This window comes from Herpetosiphon gulosus (assembly GCF_039545135.1).
Classification (GTDB): domain Bacteria; phylum Chloroflexota; class Chloroflexia; order Chloroflexales; family Herpetosiphonaceae; genus Herpetosiphon; species Herpetosiphon gulosus.
Genome location: NZ_BAABRU010000002.1, coordinates 210,952 through 229,255 on the forward strand (window position 1 = coordinate 210,952; position 18,304 = coordinate 229,255).

General features: G+C 51.0%; 19 protein-coding genes. 11 read left to right on the top strand and 8 right to left on the bottom strand.

Annotation, left to right across the window (positions count from 1 at the left end):
* Positions 1–37: 37 nt before the first annotated feature.
* Complete coding sequence (locus ABEB26_RS02965; protein ID WP_345720456.1) at positions 38–595, bottom strand: hypothetical protein; 558 nt, start codon at positions 593–595, stop codon at positions 38–40.
* A gap of 192 nt (positions 596–787) precedes the next feature.
* Here ABEB26_RS02965 and ABEB26_RS02970 point away from each other — a divergent pair, with 192 nt between their 5' ends.
* The 6 genes from ABEB26_RS02970 (at position 788) to ABEB26_RS02995 (ending at position 4,939) form a co-directional block, all read left to right on the top strand.
* A complete protein-coding gene (locus ABEB26_RS02970) occupies positions 788–1,318 on the top strand; it encodes a GNAT family N-acetyltransferase (RefSeq protein WP_345720457.1) in 531 nt (176 codons plus the stop codon).
* A gap of 44 nt (positions 1,319–1,362) precedes the next feature.
* Complete coding sequence (locus ABEB26_RS02975) at positions 1,363–1,863, top strand: DinB family protein (RefSeq protein ID WP_345720458.1); 501 nt, start codon at positions 1,363–1,365, stop codon at positions 1,861–1,863.
* Positions 1,864–1,911: 48 nt separating this feature from the next.
* Positions 1,912–2,466 (top strand): nitroreductase family protein, encoded by a 555-nt coding sequence (locus tag ABEB26_RS02980; protein WP_345720459.1) that lies wholly within the window; start codon positions 1,912–1,914, stop codon positions 2,464–2,466.
* Between the two features lie 13 nt (positions 2,467–2,479).
* Entirely contained in the window at positions 2,480–3,460 is a 981-nt protein-coding gene (locus ABEB26_RS02985) for a hypothetical protein (protein WP_345720460.1), read from the top strand.
* A gap of 144 nt (positions 3,461–3,604) precedes the next feature.
* The gene (locus tag ABEB26_RS02990; RefSeq protein WP_345720461.1) at positions 3,605–4,309 is read left to right on the top strand and encodes a hypothetical protein; all 705 of its coding nucleotides are present in this window, start codon (positions 3,605–3,607) and stop codon (positions 4,307–4,309) included.
* Positions 4,310–4,399: 90 nt separating this feature from the next.
* Positions 4,400–4,939, top strand: a complete 540-nt coding sequence (locus ABEB26_RS02995) for a GNAT family N-acetyltransferase (RefSeq protein ID WP_345720462.1) — start codon at positions 4,400–4,402, stop codon at positions 4,937–4,939.
* 193 nt (positions 4,940–5,132) lie between these two features.
* Here ABEB26_RS02995 and ABEB26_RS03000 read toward each other — a convergent pair whose 3' ends face one another.
* Positions 5,133–6,686, bottom strand: a complete 1,554-nt coding sequence (locus ABEB26_RS03000) for a Gmad2 immunoglobulin-like domain-containing protein (RefSeq protein WP_345720463.1) — start codon at positions 6,684–6,686, stop codon at positions 5,133–5,135.
* A gap of 508 nt (positions 6,687–7,194) precedes the next feature.
* Here ABEB26_RS03000 and ABEB26_RS03005 point away from each other — a divergent pair.
* The 3 genes from ABEB26_RS03005 (at position 7,195) to ABEB26_RS03015 (ending at position 10,665) form a co-directional block, all read left to right on the top strand.
* On the top strand, positions 7,195–7,731 hold the full coding sequence (locus ABEB26_RS03005) for a methylated-DNA--[protein]-cysteine S-methyltransferase (RefSeq protein ID WP_345720464.1): 537 nt from the start codon (positions 7,195–7,197) through the stop codon (positions 7,729–7,731).
* Between the two features lie 11 nt (positions 7,732–7,742).
* Positions 7,743–9,206, top strand: a complete 1,464-nt coding sequence (locus ABEB26_RS03010) for a DNA-3-methyladenine glycosylase 2 family protein (protein ID WP_345720465.1) — start codon at positions 7,743–7,745, stop codon at positions 9,204–9,206.
* Positions 9,207–9,450: 244 nt separating this feature from the next.
* The gene (locus ABEB26_RS03015; protein ID WP_345720466.1) at positions 9,451–10,665 is read left to right on the top strand and encodes an aspartate aminotransferase family protein; all 1,215 of its coding nucleotides are present in this window, start codon (positions 9,451–9,453) and stop codon (positions 10,663–10,665) included.
* Between the two features lie 80 nt (positions 10,666–10,745).
* Here ABEB26_RS03015 and ABEB26_RS03020 read toward each other — a convergent pair whose 3' ends face one another.
* Both ABEB26_RS03020 and ABEB26_RS03025 read right to left on the bottom strand, forming a co-directional pair.
* A complete protein-coding gene (locus ABEB26_RS03020; RefSeq protein ID WP_345720467.1) occupies positions 10,746–11,237 on the bottom strand; it encodes a DinB family protein in 492 nt (163 codons plus the stop codon).
* Positions 11,238–11,239: 2 nt separating this feature from the next.
* Positions 11,240–11,737 (bottom strand): DinB family protein, encoded by a 498-nt coding sequence (locus ABEB26_RS03025; RefSeq protein WP_345720468.1) that lies wholly within the window; start codon positions 11,735–11,737, stop codon positions 11,240–11,242.
* A 159-nt stretch (positions 11,738–11,896) separates the two neighbouring features.
* Between ABEB26_RS03025 and ABEB26_RS03030 the strand changes: the two genes are divergently transcribed.
* Both ABEB26_RS03030 and ABEB26_RS03035 read left to right on the top strand, forming a co-directional pair.
* Positions 11,897–13,144 (top strand): glucose-1-phosphate adenylyltransferase, encoded by a 1,248-nt coding sequence (locus tag ABEB26_RS03030; protein ID WP_012192239.1) that lies wholly within the window; start codon positions 11,897–11,899, stop codon positions 13,142–13,144.
* A 17-nt stretch (positions 13,145–13,161) separates the two neighbouring features.
* Positions 13,162–14,385 carry a glucose-1-phosphate adenylyltransferase family protein gene (locus ABEB26_RS03035; RefSeq protein WP_345720469.1) on the top strand — a complete coding sequence of 408 codons (1,224 nt, stop codon included), beginning with the start codon at positions 13,162–13,164 and terminating at the stop codon, positions 14,383–14,385.
* A gap of 84 nt (positions 14,386–14,469) precedes the next feature.
* On the opposite strand, the gene phoU is transcribed toward ABEB26_RS03035, so the two are convergent.
* The 4 genes from phoU to pstC all read right to left on the bottom strand — a co-directional run bounded on the left by phoU (position 14,470) and on the right by pstC (position 18,236).
* Entirely contained in the window at positions 14,470–15,153 is a 684-nt protein-coding gene (gene phoU, locus ABEB26_RS03040; RefSeq protein ID WP_345720470.1) for a phosphate signaling complex protein PhoU, read from the bottom strand.
* Positions 15,154–15,243: 90 nt separating this feature from the next.
* Entirely contained in the window at positions 15,244–16,041 is a 798-nt protein-coding gene (gene pstB / locus ABEB26_RS03045; protein ID WP_345720471.1) for a phosphate ABC transporter ATP-binding protein PstB, read from the bottom strand.
* 3 nt (positions 16,042–16,044) lie between these two features.
* Positions 16,045–17,295, bottom strand: coding sequence for a phosphate ABC transporter permease PstA (gene pstA, locus ABEB26_RS03050; RefSeq protein WP_345720472.1), 1,251 nt, complete (start codon positions 17,293–17,295; stop codon positions 16,045–16,047).
* Positions 17,295–18,236 carry a phosphate ABC transporter permease subunit PstC gene (pstC, locus tag ABEB26_RS03055; RefSeq protein WP_345720473.1) on the bottom strand — a complete coding sequence of 314 codons (942 nt, stop codon included), beginning with the start codon at positions 18,234–18,236 and terminating at the stop codon, positions 17,295–17,297. Before pstC ends, pstA begins: the two co-directional genes overlap by 1 nt.
* Positions 18,237–18,304 lie beyond the last annotated feature (68 nt).

An 18,304-nucleotide genomic window follows, 5' to 3' on the forward strand; every position in this document is an offset into this window, starting at 1 on the left:
CCTCGTTGTGTCTGCGAGCGCTAACTGAGCTACCATTTTAGCTGCCTGCACTAGATAATAAACCATCGCGAATCGTTTGCAGCAAGCGTTCGTCGGCTCCTGCCTCAAGCGCCGTTTGCGCCACCACCCGCGCTTGGGTTACCAACGGCCCAAATGGCGAATTGGTCTGACTATCGAGCAATTGTAGCCCCTGAGCAGGAATAATTGCCATCCCAATCGTAACTGGTGGATGATTATGGCGATAGATTGCCACACATGCCTTGGTAAACCGCCCAACAAACCGAGCCAAGCGGCTCAGATCAAGGGTTGAATTATTGGAGTAGCCCCAATCTGGCCGCAACTGGCAATTTTGCATCAAACTATTGGTCGTCCACAACACCTCATCGCGGTTGTAGGAATCGATATAGCGTTTGTTGCCATTGGGCGTGGCCAAATTACAGCCAAAACTATTGCCATATAGCGCAACTTCAATCGGGTCGATCCATCCGTCGGGCGGCTCGAAATAATCGTCATTCGGGGTAACAAAAGCCGTCAGCAGAATCCGGCGACCGGTGATAATCTGCGGTTTTAGGCGTGTGTACGCAGCGTTCGTCATAGCAGCACACCAGCTAGAGAAGAATAGAATAGCGTTGTGGCTTAGTATACTACACAACGCTAGCTTAGGCGGTAATGCTTTCGCGCCAGCATCTGGCGATTTGCACCACCCCAATCGGCCTTGAGTTGCACGCCAATTCGCCAAAGCTATGCTAGGCTGCACTAAGTTTTTTGGGTTTGGAAGGATGCTGCAATGGCTGGCGAATTAACCCTACAAATTTGCAAAAGCGCCGATTTAACCCCTGACGTAGCGCAGGCGATTTTAGATCTGTGTAGTTTGGCCTATGAAATGGATTTTTCTTCTTCGTTGATTTATGAAAATCCGGTGCATGTATTGGTTTGGCTTGGCTCGGAGTTGGTCAGCCATGCGATGTGGGTTGAGCGTTGGTTGCAAATTGGCGCTGAAGCTCCCCGCCAGACTGCCTATATCGAAGCGGTCGCCACCCATCCCGCGCATCAAAAAAAGGGCTATGCCAGCCAAGTTTTGCGCCATTTAGCCAAGGCGATCGGCGATTTTGAGCTAGCTGCGCTTAGCCCATCGGATGCGGCGTTTTATCAGCGACTTGGTTGGGAACTCTGGCGCGGGCCGTTGTCGATTCGCATTGAGCAAGGGATTGAACCAAGCCCTGGTGAGGAAGTGATGATTTTACGCTTGCCTAAAACGGGTGTGATCGATCTGGATGCACCGATCTCTGCCGAATGGCGCGAGGGCGAAGTTTGGTAGCGGTGACGCTTCATTCGGATAATTTTAGTTAATAAGGAGGTGCGATGGACTTGTTAGATCGTTTGCTTGGCCACGATGTTTGGACAACCCGCCAATTATTACTGCAAGCGCAAAGCCTCAGCCCAGCCCAACTTGATCAGCAGTTTGCAATCGACCAGCGTAGTTTACGTGAATGCTTCGAGCATATCATCGAAAACATGGAGATTTGGTGCGATCTCATGGCCGAACGGCCTGTGCGCGATTTAACCGATAACTCGATTGAGGCCTTGCTGCAACGCCTGAGCAATGCAGGCCGCGATTTTGCCGCAATTGCCCGCACGATCAGCCGTGAGCAACGCTGGGATGCTGTGTATGCTGATGTATTGGATGAACCGCCAGTTCAAAAAACCTATGGCGGCACGATTGGTCATTTGATTACCCATAGCATGCATCACCGTGCCCAAATTATGTTGATGCTTGAGCAGCTTGGTTGCCAAGAGCATATTGAAGGCGATTTGCTGAGTTGGGAAGCCCAAGCCTTTGGCTGGAAATCGCATGATCGCTGATTCATGCTACTCTTTAGAGCGACTGATTTTAGTTCGTGAGGTTTGGTAATGGCAACCAGCAACGAAGTTTTGGGCTTTTTGGCCCAACGCCGATCATATGGCTTGAAAGAAGTTTCTCCTGAGCCAATCGAGCGCTCGGCCATTGAATTAATTTTACAGGCAGCAACCTTGGCTCCCAGCCATGGTGTGACTGAGCCTTGGCGTTTTGTGGTTTATAGCGGCGAAGCTCGTGCCGAATTAGGCACAGCGTTGGTTGCAGCCGCGCAAGGCGATCCATTTCAAGAGGCCAAACAGCGCGATAAAGTCTGGATGGCTCCGGTTTGGATTGCCCTTGGCATGCAGCCACAGCCCAAAAATCCCGAATGGGAAGAATTGGCCGCTGTCGCCATGGCAGTGCAAAATGCCCACTTGATGGCGGCGCATCTTGGTTTAGCCGCCAAATGGTCGAGTGGCCCGATTGGTACACACGACATTGTTGCCAAAACTGTGGGTTTTGAAGCTCCAACCAAATTGTTGGGCTTTTTGTATGTTGGCAAACCTGCGGTTACACCCAAGCCTTTGGCTCGTAGCGATTGGCAAAGCAAAACGACTTGGAAAGAATAAAGGAGTTTGATCGATGAAGGTCTTTTTACGGCGCGGTTGGTTGCTGGCGCTGCTGGTTTTGGCTGCTTGCGCTAATCAAGTTCCAGCGCCAACCGTTGGTGTTACCTTACAACCTGAGGCTAGCCCAACCCAAGCGCTAGCGGCGGCCAGCCCAACAACGAGCGCGGCAACTCCAGCGGCGGCCAGCCCAACGGCTAGCGAGTCCACTCCGGCAGATACGCTTCCGCAACCAAATGCCTTTGATGATCAAACAACGCCAGTTAAGCTATTTCGTTCGCTGGTCAATGCGCTCAATCGCGGCGAGTATGAACGGGCCTATAGCTATTGGGCGACTCCACCAGGCGGCATCGATCAAGGTGGGTTTAGTGCGAGTTTCTTTGGTATCGATTTGGTGGTAGGCTTAGTAACTGCGCCAACCTACAACACAAGCCAAACCGAAGCCCGCATGGCAGGGATTGTGTTGTTGGGGATGAGCGATGGTGGTGCGCGGGCCGATACTGCTTGCTATCTCGCAACACGGGCTGATGTAAATAGCCCATGGCAATTAAGCTCAAGCAACTCCATGCCAACTACCACTAATGATGTTTTAGGAGTGCTTGATCAGCAGGCGCGGGAATGTGGCACGCCACTTGAGCAACTAGCCCTTACCCAACAAACCACGATTCCTGAGGTCTTGTTTGGCTATTACGCTGGCTTAGCCCAAGCTGATCAGGCCAAAACGGCTGAAACGTGGGTTGAAGGAACCTTGCCAACTGTACCCGACAACTTGCGCCAAAGCAACCAACTGAGTGTCTATGTCAATGTAACGCCAGTTGAAACCGAGGCGGCGGCCTTTTTGCAGACAATTATCTTGGCTGATACCAAGGCTATGTGGGTTGGCTGTTATGGGGCAAGTCAGCAAGCCGACACTTGGCGCTTGAATAGTGGCTATTTGCAAGCAAGCAGCCCAGCGACAGTGCTGATTCAAACATTAACCCAAGGTTGCGATATTTAGAGTTTTTCAGTGACGGGAGCTTTTGCTGCTAGGGGCTGTTATGGCCCCTATGTGACGTTAATTGAGCAACTCTAGCCCATTTGCTCATGGTCGAGAGTGCTATAATGACCATGAACGAAACAAGCCTCGCTGAAAGGAGCGAAGATGTTAACGTATGAAGCGGTGGTTACGGTATTAATTAGCGAGGCGGAGCGAGCAGGTTTGGCGATTCAATTTTCGCAGGAACAGCTAGATCCGCATTCTTTAGCGCGGACGTTGAGCATTAGTTGCCAGCCTGCCAAGCAGCGCGATCAACATATGGAACATGTGGTCGCGACGATTAGTTTTACTTGGGATGCTGCGCTCACGGCGATTTCAGTCATGGGCAGCGATGCAATTTGTGCGCTCTATCATGATAGTGATGAGCCTTGTTTGCATGCGATTGAAGGTTGTGCCTACAACGTTGATCTCGATTTTGATCTGACCTATGCAATTCCCTTAACTGAAGAACAGCGCTTCAATGTGGTCAATATTCCCCAATTGACCGAAGCGATTCAGAGCGCAACCAAAGAAAAAACCTTTGATTTTCAGCCGCTCGATATTGATGTGCAATTGCATTTCACTGGCGAATATATGGCCTTTGTTGGCACGGTCACTGGCCGTCAATCATGGCCTTTTGGCGAAGCCTTGCACGAAGAACATGAGCTACGCCAGGAAATTCGCGATTTGATGCAGAATGTCAGCAAAGTGCTCGAAGCCTTGCATCGCTTTCAAGCACCGATGCCTGTTTTGGAAGATGATGCTGAAAATGAAGAAAACGAACTCGCTAGTCTGCCCGATCGCACCTATCTGCGCCCGCCAACAGCCTAAACTTGGTGTAGTTTCCACTCCTTTGGTTGTTGTGCCAAGGGAGTTTTTTTAGCTTTGGCAATTTCTAGTATGCGTTTGTGAGGTAGGTTAATGCAGCCCAATTATACGATTCGTCGGCCAACTCAGGCCGAATTAAGCATGTTGCCAGCGATTGAAGTTGCCGCCGCCCAGCTTTTTTTGCCAACCCAGCATGCCTTTATCGCCACCTGGCCACCAGCAACCCTCGACGATTTACAAGCCTATTTTGCTTGGGATGGAGTGTGGGTTGCCGTTGATGCTGACGCTATGCCTGTAGGCTTTGCCTTAGCTAGAATCGTCGATGGCGAAGTTTATCTGAGCGAACTGGATGTCCACCCTGATCATGGGCAACGTGGCGTGGGACGAGAGTTGATTAAGGCAGTTGCGATATGGGGCAAACAGCAGGGTTATCGTCACATGAGCTTATTGACCTTCAACGATATTGCTTGGAATGGCTTGTTTTATGCGCGTTTGGGGTTTCGGGCATTAACTGCGGCTGAATGTGGGCCTGAATTAACGGCGATTGCCCAAAGCCATATTGCTGTAGGTTTGCCTGCAACCGCGCGGGTGGCAATGCTAGCCGAGCTTGATCAGCTTGTTGATCTACATTAATAAAGCATAATCTGGAAAGTCGGATATGGCATGCCAACACCACAAGCTTTTAGGCCTGAATTTTGCCAAATGGCTAGCGCCTGAGTATAGCAGCTTAAGGGGTGATGGTGATACGTGGTTGACGACTGGGAGTATGGATTGATACCCAGTCGTCAACCTGTTCGCGCTTAAACCTCACGAGGGGTGCGAGCATTTAAGGTTGTAGCACTTCTTCACTGCCTTCAACCGTCATAACAACATTCTTGACTTGGGGAAATTGCTTGAGCGTTAGGTCAACTTGAGCTTGCAGTGATTCAAGTTGCATTGACCCGCCGCCCCATGCTCGCATCTCGCGACTCCAATCAACATAAGCGGTATCGCCTTCGATTCGCACTGAGCGCAGATGCACCCGCCCTGTCCAGCCAGTTTTATCACCAGTGTAATCGGCAATAATTTTGGGGCTAGGAATCGCTGTGCTATAGGCTGAATCTTCACCAACTGGCCCCCATACCAATTCGCGTAACGCAGCGCTGGCGACGCTTGCGGTTTTTGGTAAGGTTCGAATCCCGTTGATTGAGCCTTCGCCTGCTAACCAAGAGACTTCGACACTCGTGGTCGGTTGGCTGGTCAGATCTTGCATATACAGATTTTGGGTTAATTCAACTGTGCCATCAGCCTTGACCAACTCCAAAATTGCGCCTTGATTTGGCAAGACTAGTGCAGCTTTGTCCCACATCAAACTCAAGGCCAAATAACCGTTGTAGGCTTGGGTCTTGTTTTCCAACAGTGTGCCATCGGCGTAGCGCAAACGCACAGTGTAATTATCGCTGCTCAAACCGACTGCTTCAACATGCAACGGCAAGAAGGCACTGGTTTCGGGAGCAGGTTGGGCCAAATATGCGCCTGTGCCATTCCAAGCAGGCAAGGTCAAGGTGGCTTCGTCACGCCCAACGACTGAGCCATCCTTGGGCGATGTCGTATAAGCTACAATCCGACCGATGCGGCTACTCAAAGGTGCTTGAAAATTGATGCTGCCACTGAATGTTCCGGCTGAGCCATATTCGCCATCAGCAATCACGCTGGTTTGGCCGAGCAAATGCAATTCACTATCATAGATTTCGATCACGACGTTTTTTTCAAAGGGCATAGCCGAGAGCGTGCCTTTAAAACTTAATGGATTACCAACGACAGCGTGCATCGCTGGCTCGATCAATTCGATCAAAATTGCTGGCTCGGCAGGGCTTGGCTCAGCAGTAGTTGAAGCAAATTGCACTGGTTGTTCGGCAATTGTACGATAGGGCAATTCGCCACTCATATCATCTTCGATCACCTTGATCACACCTGGGCCGCTTGCTGCTGCGACGATTGGCACGGTCACATCGAAGGTTGCGCTGCTGCCATATTCGCCAGTGGTATTAATTGGCCCCTGATACAGAATGTTGCCATCGTTGGTTTGAATCACGAGGCGCAAGGTTTTCTCGAATGGTGTGAATACAATTGTGCCTGCCACGCGCACCGAATCGGTTAGCACAGCCTCGGCGGGCGGCGCACTCAAGTTAATTTGGTTAGCCGTGGCAACTGTCGCTTGCGGCATACCCGTAGCTTGGGGCACGGTTTTTGGAATACTGGTTGCCGCCGAGCCAGTTTGGATGGTGGCAGTGGCTTGGGCTGGTAAATTGGTGGTTGCTGCTGGCGTGCTGGTTGTAGGGCTTTGACCACCGCAAGCTACCAACAATAAAGCCAGACTGATATATTTCAAAGAACGCATTGAATCCTCCTTCAGATACACATCTACTCTAGCGGTTAATCACATTTCAGGCCATGGCTCGCAACTGAAGCCCATCTGATAAAAGGATGAAGTAGTTAGGGTTCGCGGTAAATAGGCCCAGATTCTGGAGATTGGCGCGGACAACAAAGGGCTGGTTGGCCGCAAGCACCGTCCGCAGACTCGCTAGGTAGGCATAACCACGATCGTTATCGCCGATCATGGCTGAGTCGGGAGTCGAGCGAAGCCTTCCGCTCCCGTGGCATCGGTGACCTGGACATCGACGATGGATTGAGCGGCCAGATCGATGGCAAGATGGTTGCGCCAATCGGTGCGACGACTGGCGGGTTGGGTAATGACAGTGGCATCGATGAGGCGGAGGCGGACAGGCGGGTGCGGAGGATGGCGAGGAGGGCATATCAGCCAAAATTAGTGCGAAGAAAAACGGTAGCCCTCGGCAACAACCCCCGCTATACTGCTTTCAGTCAATCGGTCATACAGGAGTTTGCCCATGCAACAATTAACTATCGAACAAATCGCAACGCCGATTGGTGCTGTGGTAATTATTAGCAGCCCTCAGGGCGTAGTCTATTTGGATTTTGGCGATAATCAAGCCCGCTGCCAACGCTTGCTCAGCCAACGCTATGGTCAATTTGAGCTAATTCCAGCCAGCCAAAATCTGTGGGCCGATGCAGTTTCAAGCTATTTTGCCGGCAATTTGTGGGCGCTCGATCCAATTGTGGTCGATCTGGCAGGCAGCGAGTTTCAGCGCAAAGTTTGGCTGACACTGCGCGAAATCGGGGTTGGTCAAACCATGAGCTATGGCGAGTTGGCGGCCAAAGTTGGCACACCGACAGCTGCGCGGGCAGTTGGCATGACTAATGGCCAAAATCCAATTAGCTTGGTGCTGCCCTGCCATCGCGTAATCGGAGCCAACAAAAGCCTGACTGGCTATGCTGGTGGTTTGGAACGCAAACGCTGGTTGCTGCGCCACGAAGGTGCTCAATTTAAAGATACGCCTGCCCAAGCGAGTTTTGAATTAGTTTGAAAGACATGCTGATGTTAACTGAAATCGAGCCAAGCCTGCCAAGCCATAACGAAATGGTTGCCCACATGCTGCAATCGGATGCTAGCTATAACGGCAAATTTATCACCGCAGTCAAAACCACGGGCATCTATTGTTTGCCAAGCTGCCGCGCACGCAAGCCCAAGCCCGAGAATGTTGAATTTTTTACCAATCCCAATGCTGCCCAAGGGGCGGGCTATCGCGCTTGTAAATTGTGCCGCCCTGATGATTTTTATCGTGGTTTCGACCCTGAAGAACATTTAACCGAGCAATTGATTGAAGCAGTTTTGGCCCAACCAGCGGCGTTTGCTGATGTCAAGGCCATGGCCCAAACTGCGGGGGTTGGCCAAACTAAATTATTTGAATTGATGCGCATTTATTACCACACGACCCCCGCCGATTTGCTGCTACGAGCACGCATCGAGGCGGCCTGTGGTTTATTGCTCAACACTGAACAAACAATTATTGCAATTGCCAATGAAGTGGGCTTCGATAGCTTATCGAGCTTCAACGAAAATTTTCGCAAGCAGACCATGCTCACGCCTAGCGAATATCGACGCATGCCCGAAACTGGGCGATTTAGCCTTGCCTTGCCCAACGATTATCCCAGCCGCCAAATTTTAGGCCAGCTCGGACGTGATCCGGTCAGCCTGACCGATCGGGTGGTTGAGCAAACATGGCATAGCACTTGTCGCTTAAATGGGCAAACTGGGGTATTGCTCAAGGTTACTATCACGCTAACGCTAGCTGAATGCAGCATCGTGGAGCAACCAGCATTAACCGCCAGCGACTTTGCCACGCTTCACAGCCATGTTATTGCAGGTTTGGGTTTAACCAATGATCCCAGTCGCTTCGAAGCGCATGTTGCCAAATCACCAGCTTTATTGCCATTAATTGAACAACAACGTGGTTTGCGCATGCCCTTGGTACATAATCCATTTGATGCTTTAGTATGGGCAATTTTGGGCCAGCAAATTTCGCTGGCGGTGGCTTATCGCTTGCGCCAGCGCCTAACCGAGCTAGTTGGGCAGCGATTAACGCAGGATTTTTATCTTGCGCCAACCCCCAATGCGATTGCCCAATTAACTGTTGAGCAATTGCTGCCGTTGGGTTTTTCCAATTCCAAGGCACGCTATTTAATTGATACTGCTCAGGCGATTGTCACCGAAACCTTGCCCTTAGCGAGCTATTACCGCAAATCGGCCACACGGATCGAGCGCGAACTGTTGGCGCTGCGTGGCATTGGGCCATGGACAGCCCAATATGTGCTGATGCGGTCGTTTGGCTTTAGCGATTGTGTGCCGGTGGGCGATAGTGGCCTGACCAGCAGTTTACAGGCATTTTTTCAGCTTGAGCAACGACCTGATCGCTCGACAACTTTAGCCTTGATGGCAGCATTTAGCCCCTATCGTAGTTTGGCGACGTTTCATCTATGGCAACGCTTGAAGCCAATGTAATGAGCCAGAAGTTCCTGTTTTTGATCCAGGAAGGACACGAAGGGCACTACGTTTAGGTTTATCATACGAGGCCATTTGTTGGCAATTCAAACAATGGATTAACCCAACCTTAGCCATCTTCGCGTTCTTCGTGGTTCCATAACTTTTGATCATTCATCCCTTATCCTTCATAATTCATCCTTGCCCAGAAAGTGCTACAATGCACGCCAATTGATTGTTGCTAGTACGGGATGGAACCTAGGCCATGACACAAAGCGAACACCAAGCGATTATTGCGCAAAGTGATAAATTTCTGTTGCCGCTTTACAAACGAGCCAAACTCGCGTTAGTTGGTGGCGAAGGCGCATGGCTGCATGCTGCCGATGGACGACGTTTGTTGGATGCAACCGCTGGGATTGCAGTTAATGCCTTGGGTTATGGCGATGCTGAAGTTGTAGCAGCAATTCAACAGGCAGCGACAGGCTTGTTACATAGTTCAAATTTGTATTACACCGCCTCAGTAGCGGAATTGGCTCAACGTTTGATCGATTTAACGCCGTGGGCTAGCAAGGTCTTTTTCTGTAATTCGGGCACTGAGGCGATCGAAGCCAGCCTCAAATTTGCTCGCCGCTACACCCACAACCAACGCCCTGAGCAACAAACAGGCTTTGTGGCCTTTAACGATGCATTCCATGGCCGTTCGATGGGCGCGTTGTCGGTTACCTCACGCGAAGCCTATCGCACACCGTTTAATCCATTAGTCCCAGGCGTGCGCTTTATCAACCTTGAGTGCGATCAAGCAACACTCGAAGCGACGATCGATGCCAGCGTGGCAGCCGTGATTGTCGAGCCAATTCAAGGCGAAGGTGGAATTCGGCCAATCAGCCCTGAGTTTGCGCAAGCGCTGCGCCGCCGTTGTGATCAAGTCGATGCCTTGTTGATTTTCGATGAAATTCAATGTGGCATGGGGCGAACTGGTGACGTTTGGGCACACCAAGCCTTGGGAATCAATCCTGATATTATGGCGCTGGCCAAGCCGCTTGGTGGTGGGTTGCCAATTGGCGCGGTCTTGGTCAACGAACGGGCTGCCAAAGCTTTGAATTACGGCGACCATGGCACGACGTTTGGTGGCAATCCCTTTATTTGTGCAGTGGCCAACGTCGTTTTGCAAAAGGTCACCAGTCCCACGATGTTGGAGCATGTGCGTTCGGTTGGCGCAGAATTAGGTGCTGGCCTGCGCGATTTAGGCGAACGCTTTGATGTGATTAGTGATGTCCGTGGGCGTGGCTTGATGTGGGGCGTAGAATTCAAAGGCCCAACTGCGGCCCAAATTACCGAAGCAGCCTTTGATCAGGGCTTGCTGTTGGTTGGTTCTGGCAACGATGTGGTGCGGGTAATTCCACCATTAATCATTGGCCATAACGATGTTGAGCAATTGATTACCCGCTTAGGCGATGCGATCAGCCAAGTTGTGAGCTAAAGTTTAAAATTCCTTCGCCTCAACCCCTCTTCCATAAGCTGGGAGAGGGGCTTTTTGATTAAGAGTTGAGGCAACAAGCCCTATTCAGCTTGCAGCAAAATCCGGGTAATTTGCTCCATATGAATCAGATCATGGCCAGTTACCTGCATCAAGCCATCGGCCAATGAGAATACCCCTAATTTGGGATATGTACCATGGCGTTGCCATTGCTCAGGATTGAGGCTTTGGAAAAACTCCACGTAGCGTGTGCGCGAAACACATAATTCAGCATAAACGGCGTGCAATTCGCTGGTGTTGTAGTTGCGCTCATGGGCAAGTTCATCGGGGTTGTAGCTTTGAAACAGTGGATTATCCTGTGCGATAATGCTATTTGCTCGCTCCTGAAAAATCCGATCGTAATCGCGCAAATGACAGACAACTTCTAAAACAGTCCAACCATCAGCGCCATCGCGCAGAGTTGTAGCTTGTTGCTGGCTGACGCGGGCTAAAATATGCCCCAAGGTTTCGAGCGTGCGGCTCATCAGTGGCAGATGCCAACGCAGCATCGAATCAATCAAAGTTGGATCTGACATGCTTATTGCCCCTTTGCTTGTAATAAAATTCGGGTAATTTGCTCAAGATGAATCACATCGTGAATGCCAACCTGCATCGCTGCATCGGTTAGCGAAAAATAGCCACGTTCGGGGTGGGTACCAGCTTTTTCCCATTGCTCAGCGGTGAGCGCTTGAAAAAATGCAATAAACCGTGGGCGTGATTCCTGCAAGGCGGCATAGACTGTGCCCAGATCGTTGCTATTGTAGTTGCGCTCGGTCACCATGGCCTCGTGATCGTAAATTGGCAACAGCGGGAAATCGCCATCGCGCATCATAATTGCACGCTCAAGGAAAATCTGGTCATAATCGCGTAAATGGCACATAACTTCGACGACCGTCCAGCCGTCAGGGCCATCGCGATAGGTTGTGGCTTGGGCTTGAGTCACAGCGCTCAACACATGACCCAGCGTATCAAGGGTCAATTGCATCAAATTAATATGGCGTTGGCGAACTAAAGCTAATTGATCGTGATTGCTCATGCGAATTTCCTCGTAAGACACCAATACCTTATAAGCATAGCAAACCTGGCAAGCCTCGGGCATGGACAATTTGATGGAGATAGAGCATTACATTGTGGCTTGAGTATGAGCAAAATTGGTTATAATGGTGCGTGAATCCCCGGTACCAAAGGAGGTTCTATGCGCGTAGTCGCGATGATTATGGCTGGCGGTGAGGGGACACGTTTAAGCGTGCTATCCGAAAAACGCGCCAAGCCCTCGGTTCCATTTGCTGGCAAGTATCGCATTATCGACTTTACGCTTTCCAACTGTGTTAACTCCAATATTTTCGATGTTGCGGTGCTCACTCAATATCGGCCTCATTCGCTCAACGACCATATCGGCATTGGCAAGCCCTGGGATCTCGACCGCAATCGCGGCGGGGTACGCTTGCTTCAGCCCTATCAAGGTCGCAATGATCAGAGTTGGTATAGCGGCACTGCCGATGCCATTCTGCAAAATATCAATTACATCCGTGAACAACGCGCCGATCTGGTGCTGATTCTCTCTGGCGACCATATTTATAAGATGGATTACCGTGAGTTGATCGCCACCCACCTCGCTAAAAATGCAGATCTGACCGTGGCGGTCATGCACGTCTCGCTCGAAGAAACTGATCGCTTTGGGATTATGACGGTCAATGATGATGATCAAGTCGTCGAATTTACCGAAAAACCCAAAGCCCGCGATAAAGGCACGTTGGCTTCGATGGGCATTTATGTTTTTGATGCCAAACGTTTGGTCGAACGCCTTCGCGAAACCAGTAGCCAATATCCGAATCTTGATTTTGGCAAACATGTGATTCCCACGATGATTGCCAATGACAATGTGTATGCTCACCCCTTCTCGGGCTATTGGGTCGATGTGGGCACCGTGCAATCGTACTGGGAAACCAGCATGGAATTGCTCGATCCAGCTTGTACTCTCGATTTGTTTGATGCTGAATGGCGCATTCACACCCGCTCAGAAGAACGCCCACCAGCCAAATTCGGCCCGCAAAGCAAAGTCGAAGGCTCGATGATTTGCAATGGCTGTGTGGTTCGCGGCACGGTCGAGCATTCGGTGCTCTCGCCGGGGGTCTATGTTTCACCTGGGGCAATTGTGCGCGATTCGATCGTGATGACCGATACCTGGATTGGCCCAGGCGCAGTGCTTGATCGGGTGATTGTCGATAAAGATGTGGTGATTGGAGCCAATGTGCAACTTGGGGTTGGCACTGAAAACGTTCCCAATCGCTTGCAACCAGATAAATTGACCACAGGCATTAGCATTGTTGGCAAAGGTGCGCATATTCCTGCCGGCATCAGCATTGGCCGCAATGTTGTGATTGCCTCCGATTGCGATGAGGACCAATTCAACGGCGATGTGGCCAGTGGCGAGTCGATCTAGTGCTGGGAGTGTAGTATATGCGTGTTTTAGCTTTGATTATGGCTGGTGGTGCTAGCCTTTCGTTAAGCGCCCTAACCGCTGGACGAGCCGCTGCCGCCACACCGTTTGCTGGCAAATATCGAATTATCGATTTTACGCTTTCGAATTGTGTTAATTCGGGCATTTACGATGTTGGGGTGCTTTCGCAGCACCAGCCACGTTCGTTGCACGAGCATATTGGCGTAGGCAAGCCATGGGATCTCGACCGTTTGCAGGGTGGTGTGCGGGTGTTACACCCCTTTCCAACGCCCGATGGCGGCGGTTGGCAGCGTGGCACTGCCGATGCAATCCGCTATCATCTCGATGTAATCGAAGAACGTCCGGTTGATTATGTGATGGTCTTGGCAGGTGATCACGTTTATAAAATGGATTATCGGCCTTTGCTCGATTTGCACATGCAACGCGGTGCGGATATTACTTTGGCGGTGCATAGCGTGCCGCCGCATGAGGCTTATCGTTATGGCATGGTTTCGGTCGATGGCGAAGGTCGGGTGACCAAATTCGAGGAAAAACCGCGTCGCACCAGCAGCGCCTTGGCCTCGATGGGCGTGTATGCCTTCCGCAAGGATTATCTGGTCGATCTGCTGTATCGAGATCAGGCGGTCGATTTTGGCAGCGAAATGTTGCCACGAATCGTCAACGAAGCCAATGTATGTGCCTATACCTTCAATGGCTATTGGGCCGATGTTGGTACGGTACAAGCCTATTACGAAGCCAACATTGCTTTGCTGGCCGAAACTCCCGCGCTGGATTTGTATGATCCTGAGTGGGTGGTGCGCACGCGTTCGTTTGAACGACCTGCGGCCCAACTTGGAGCCGAAGCGCGGATCGAACGCAGTTTGCTCTGTGATGGCTGTCGCGTCGATGGTCATGTTTCTGGCTCGGTGATTGGCACGGGGGTTGTGGTTGGCGCAGACGCAATTATCCGCGACTCGGTAATTATGCCCGATAGCGTGATTGAGCCAGGCGTGGTGCTCGATAACTGTGTCGTCGATAAACAGGTGGTGATTGGTCGTGATTGCCGCATTGGCGAAGGCTCGATTGGCACGCCCAATGCGGCCCAACCCCAATTGCTCAACACTGGTCTGAGCGTCATCGGCAAAGCTGCCCGCATTAGCGCAGGCCATACGATTGGTCGTAATGTTGTGGTTACAGCACGGAGCTTTGTTGATCAAGATTTAGCTAGCGGCGAAACCTTCTAAATCCCCCTTGCCTGCTGCCTAAAATAGCCAAGCGCCCAACGATCTCAGGTAGAGAAGCTTTGGGCGCTTGGCGGTTAAGCAATTTTAGGCCTGCGGTTTATCGGCCTCATCTTTACGCAACCGATGTTTATCGATGATGCCTGTAGCAATAAAGCTGGTGCGTTCGCCAATATTGATCGTGCGGTCGGCGATCCGTTCAAGGTTGTGGGCAATCCACAAATAATACATCGCTCGCTCAACATGGTCGGGCTGACTGCGCATGGTGGCGAATGTCCAGGCCAAAACTTCACGATAGAGGCTATCAATCTCATCGTCGGAGTGTTCTAGGCGTTCGGCAGCTTGGGGATCACGCTCGTGCAAAGCATCAAGCGCATCGCGCAACATGGCTTGAGCTTTCAAGGCCATGGTTTTGATTTGGGGCGGTTGCTCCAACGTTGGCAATTCGATACAGCGAATCACCAACTCGGCAATGCCCTCAGCATAATCGCCAATCCGCTCAAGCTCCGAAGCTAGCTCCAAAAACATACTGACCACCCGCAGATCACGGGCCATTGGCTGTTGGCGGGTGATGACGCTCAGGGCGTTGGTTTCAATTTGGTAGCGCAACTCATCGATCACATTATCGTTGGCAATAATTTGGCGGGCAAAAATCGGCTCGTTGCGTTCAAGCGACCACAAAGCATCGCGAACGGCCAAAGAAACTCGATTGCCCATATCACGAATCTGGCCTTCTAGCTCAGCTAAGGCATGCAGAAAATGTTCGCGCATTCGATACCTCGTGGCCACATGGTGGCAGATATACAAGAGCAACGAACATTGTCCGTTGCTCATTGCTCGATATTGCAGCTAATTGGCGAATTAACCAAAGCGTCCGGTGATGTAATCTTCGGTTCGTTTGTCTTTGGGGTTGGTGAATAAATCGCCAGTTGGGCCATATTCCACCAACTCGCCAGCCCGTTGATCGTTCATCAAGAAGAAGGCGGTGTAATCTGAGGCGCGAGCAGCTTGTTGCATATTGTGAGTCACAATCGCAATCGTATAGCGTTGGCGCAACTCCATCATCAGTTCCTCGATTTTCAAGGTGCTGATAGGGTCGAGTGCCGAACATGGCTCATCCATCAAAATCACTTCTGGCTCGACAGCCAAGGCGCGAGCAATACACAAGCGCTGTTGTTGACCACCAGAAAGCGCCAAACCACTTTCCTTCAACTTATCTTTGACATCATCCCACAAGGCCGATTGACGCAGACAGCGCTCAACCAAGTCGTCCATTTCGCTCTTAGTGCCCTTCCAACCGTTGATCCGTGGGCCAAAGGCAATGTTATCGTAAATGCTTTTTGGGAAGGGATTGGGCTTTTGGAAGACCATACCGATGCGGCGACGAACTTCAACCGCATCAACATCGCTGGCATACAGATTTTGCTCGTGGAACAGCACTTCGCCTTCGACCCGAGCGCCATTGACCAGATCGTTCATGCGATTGAGCGAGCGCAGCACCGTGCTTTTACCACAGCCTGAAGGGCCAATCAGCGCGGTAATTTTGTTGCGTTCGATATCCAGCGAAACATTGTTGATGGCGCGGAATGCCCCATAGTAGACATTCATATTGCGCACCGTCAAGGTATAGTTGGCAGTGTCAGTTTGTTTCTCGGTCATGGCTTAACCTCGTTTGCTGAAGCGATTGCGTAACAAGACGGCAATGGCATTGAGCGATAGCAACATCACCAACAACACCACAATTGCTGAGGCCGCAATATGGGCAAATTCTGGTTGTGGTCGCGATGTCCAGTTGTAGATTTGAATTGGTAATACGGTAAATTTGGCAAATGGGCCATCAGGATCGGTCACGATAAAGGTCGAAGCCCCAACCACAATCAAGGGTGCGGTTTCGCCGATTGCCCGTGAAACTGCCAAAATTGTGCCAGTGAAAATCCCAGGCAAGGCGTTGGGCAACACATGATGCCAAATTGTTTGCCATTTGGTGGCCCCAAGCCCATAGCTGGCTTGACGCAACGACAATGGCACGGCGCGAATCGCTTCTTGGCCGTTAATAATCATAATTGGCAAAATCAGCAACATCATGGTGAGCGAAGCAGCGACGATTGTACGGCCATTGCCACTATCAGCGCCGAAAATTCGCCCGCTGGTGATTGGCTCAAGCGTGCGCACAAAAATCACCAAACCAAGCATCCCATAAATAATTGATGGCACACCAGCCAAATTATTGATATTGGTTTGAATGATGCGGTTAAAGCGATTGTCGGTGGCATACTCTTCGAGGTAAATTGCTGCGCCAACCCCAATTGGGAAGGCAAACAAAATCGTGATTGCGATCATCCACAACGAGCCAAGCAAGGCCGTGCGCACGCCAGCACGCAGCGGGTCGCTCGACATGGGCGTGGTCAAGAAACCAGCGGTAAGCCATGAACGGAATTCAAGTTTGGCTTCGGGAAACTCGCTGGCAACTTGGGCATCGATCGCCGCTTTGTTGAACCACGAATCGCGCAACGTCCAGGTTTCGAGGGTTTGGGGCTTTAACACCCGCTCGATCACCAAATCGTAGACTTCGCTCTCACTGCGGTCGGCCATGGGCTTTTCGCGCTCTAGGGTACGAAAGGCATTGGCCCGCATATTATCTTGCAACACCGCGACTAACTCATCTTTGCTCAAGTCGTCAAGCGGTTTATCGCTGAGCGTTGCCGGATCAACTGCGTATTCGGTGGCCACATAGCCAAAGACTTCGTTGACCACGTTATAAATCAACAAACTCAGGGCAATTAAGCCAATAATCGTGGCCGAAAGAAAAATTGTGCGCCAGATTGCGCCAGTGCGGCGGCGGCTAGCAACATTGCGGCGAGCCGCTTCACCTTGAGGCAACCCTGATTTAATCTTATCATTCAGTGTTGTCATTATTCGTATACCTCACGGAAGCGGCGTACCAAGCGACGGCTGACCATATTGAGACCAAGCGTCATCAAGAAGAGGGTCAAGCCAATGGCAAAGATACTGTTGTAGTCGATGCTGGCATAACTAAGGTCGCCACCGCTGATCCGTGCGATGTGCCCAGTCATGGTTTCGGCAGCTTCAAATGGATTGAAGGTAAAGGTTGGTTTAGCACCAGCCGCCACCGCCACAATCATTGTTTCGCCAACTGCCCGCGAAATTGCTACCACAAAGGCCGCAATAATCCCCGAAATCCCCGCTGGTAAAACTACTTTAATCGCAGTTTCGAGGCGGGTTGCACCCAAGCCATAAGCCCCTTCACGCAGGGCGCGTGGCACAGCACTGAGCGCATCTTCACTCATCGACGACACCATGGGAATAATCATAATCCCCATCACCAAGCCAGCCGAAGCCATGTTGTAGATATTGACATTGGCCTCACCAAAGACTGCCTTGAGAACTGGTGTCATAAATTTGAGCGCAAAGTAGCCATAGACCACGGTTGGCACACCCGCCAAAACTTCCAAGATTGGCTTGAGAATGCTCCGGGCGCGGCTTGAGGCATATTCGCTCAGATAAAGCGCCGCTGCGAGGCCGGTTGGCAATGCAATAAACATTGCGATGGTCGAAGTGAGCAACGTTGAGAGCAGCAAAGGCAAAATCCCAAACTCATCAATTTGGGGCGACCAAACCGTGTTGGTCACAAATTCGACAATGCTAACTTGGCGAAAGAATGCAATTGATTCTGAGCCAAGCACAACCACGATCCCGATCGTTGTGAACATCGAAAGCACACCGCAAAAGAGCAAAAATCCTTGGATAATGCTTTCACCAAGGCGCGGCTGCTTTTTTAGGCTAAACGGGCGAGTTGTCTCACGTTGCGAGGTCGTAATACGACGGCTATCCATACCAATACTCACCTTATCGTCCATTGAAACCTCCCGGTTTTGAATCGGGGTTTGTGTAGGTCAACAGG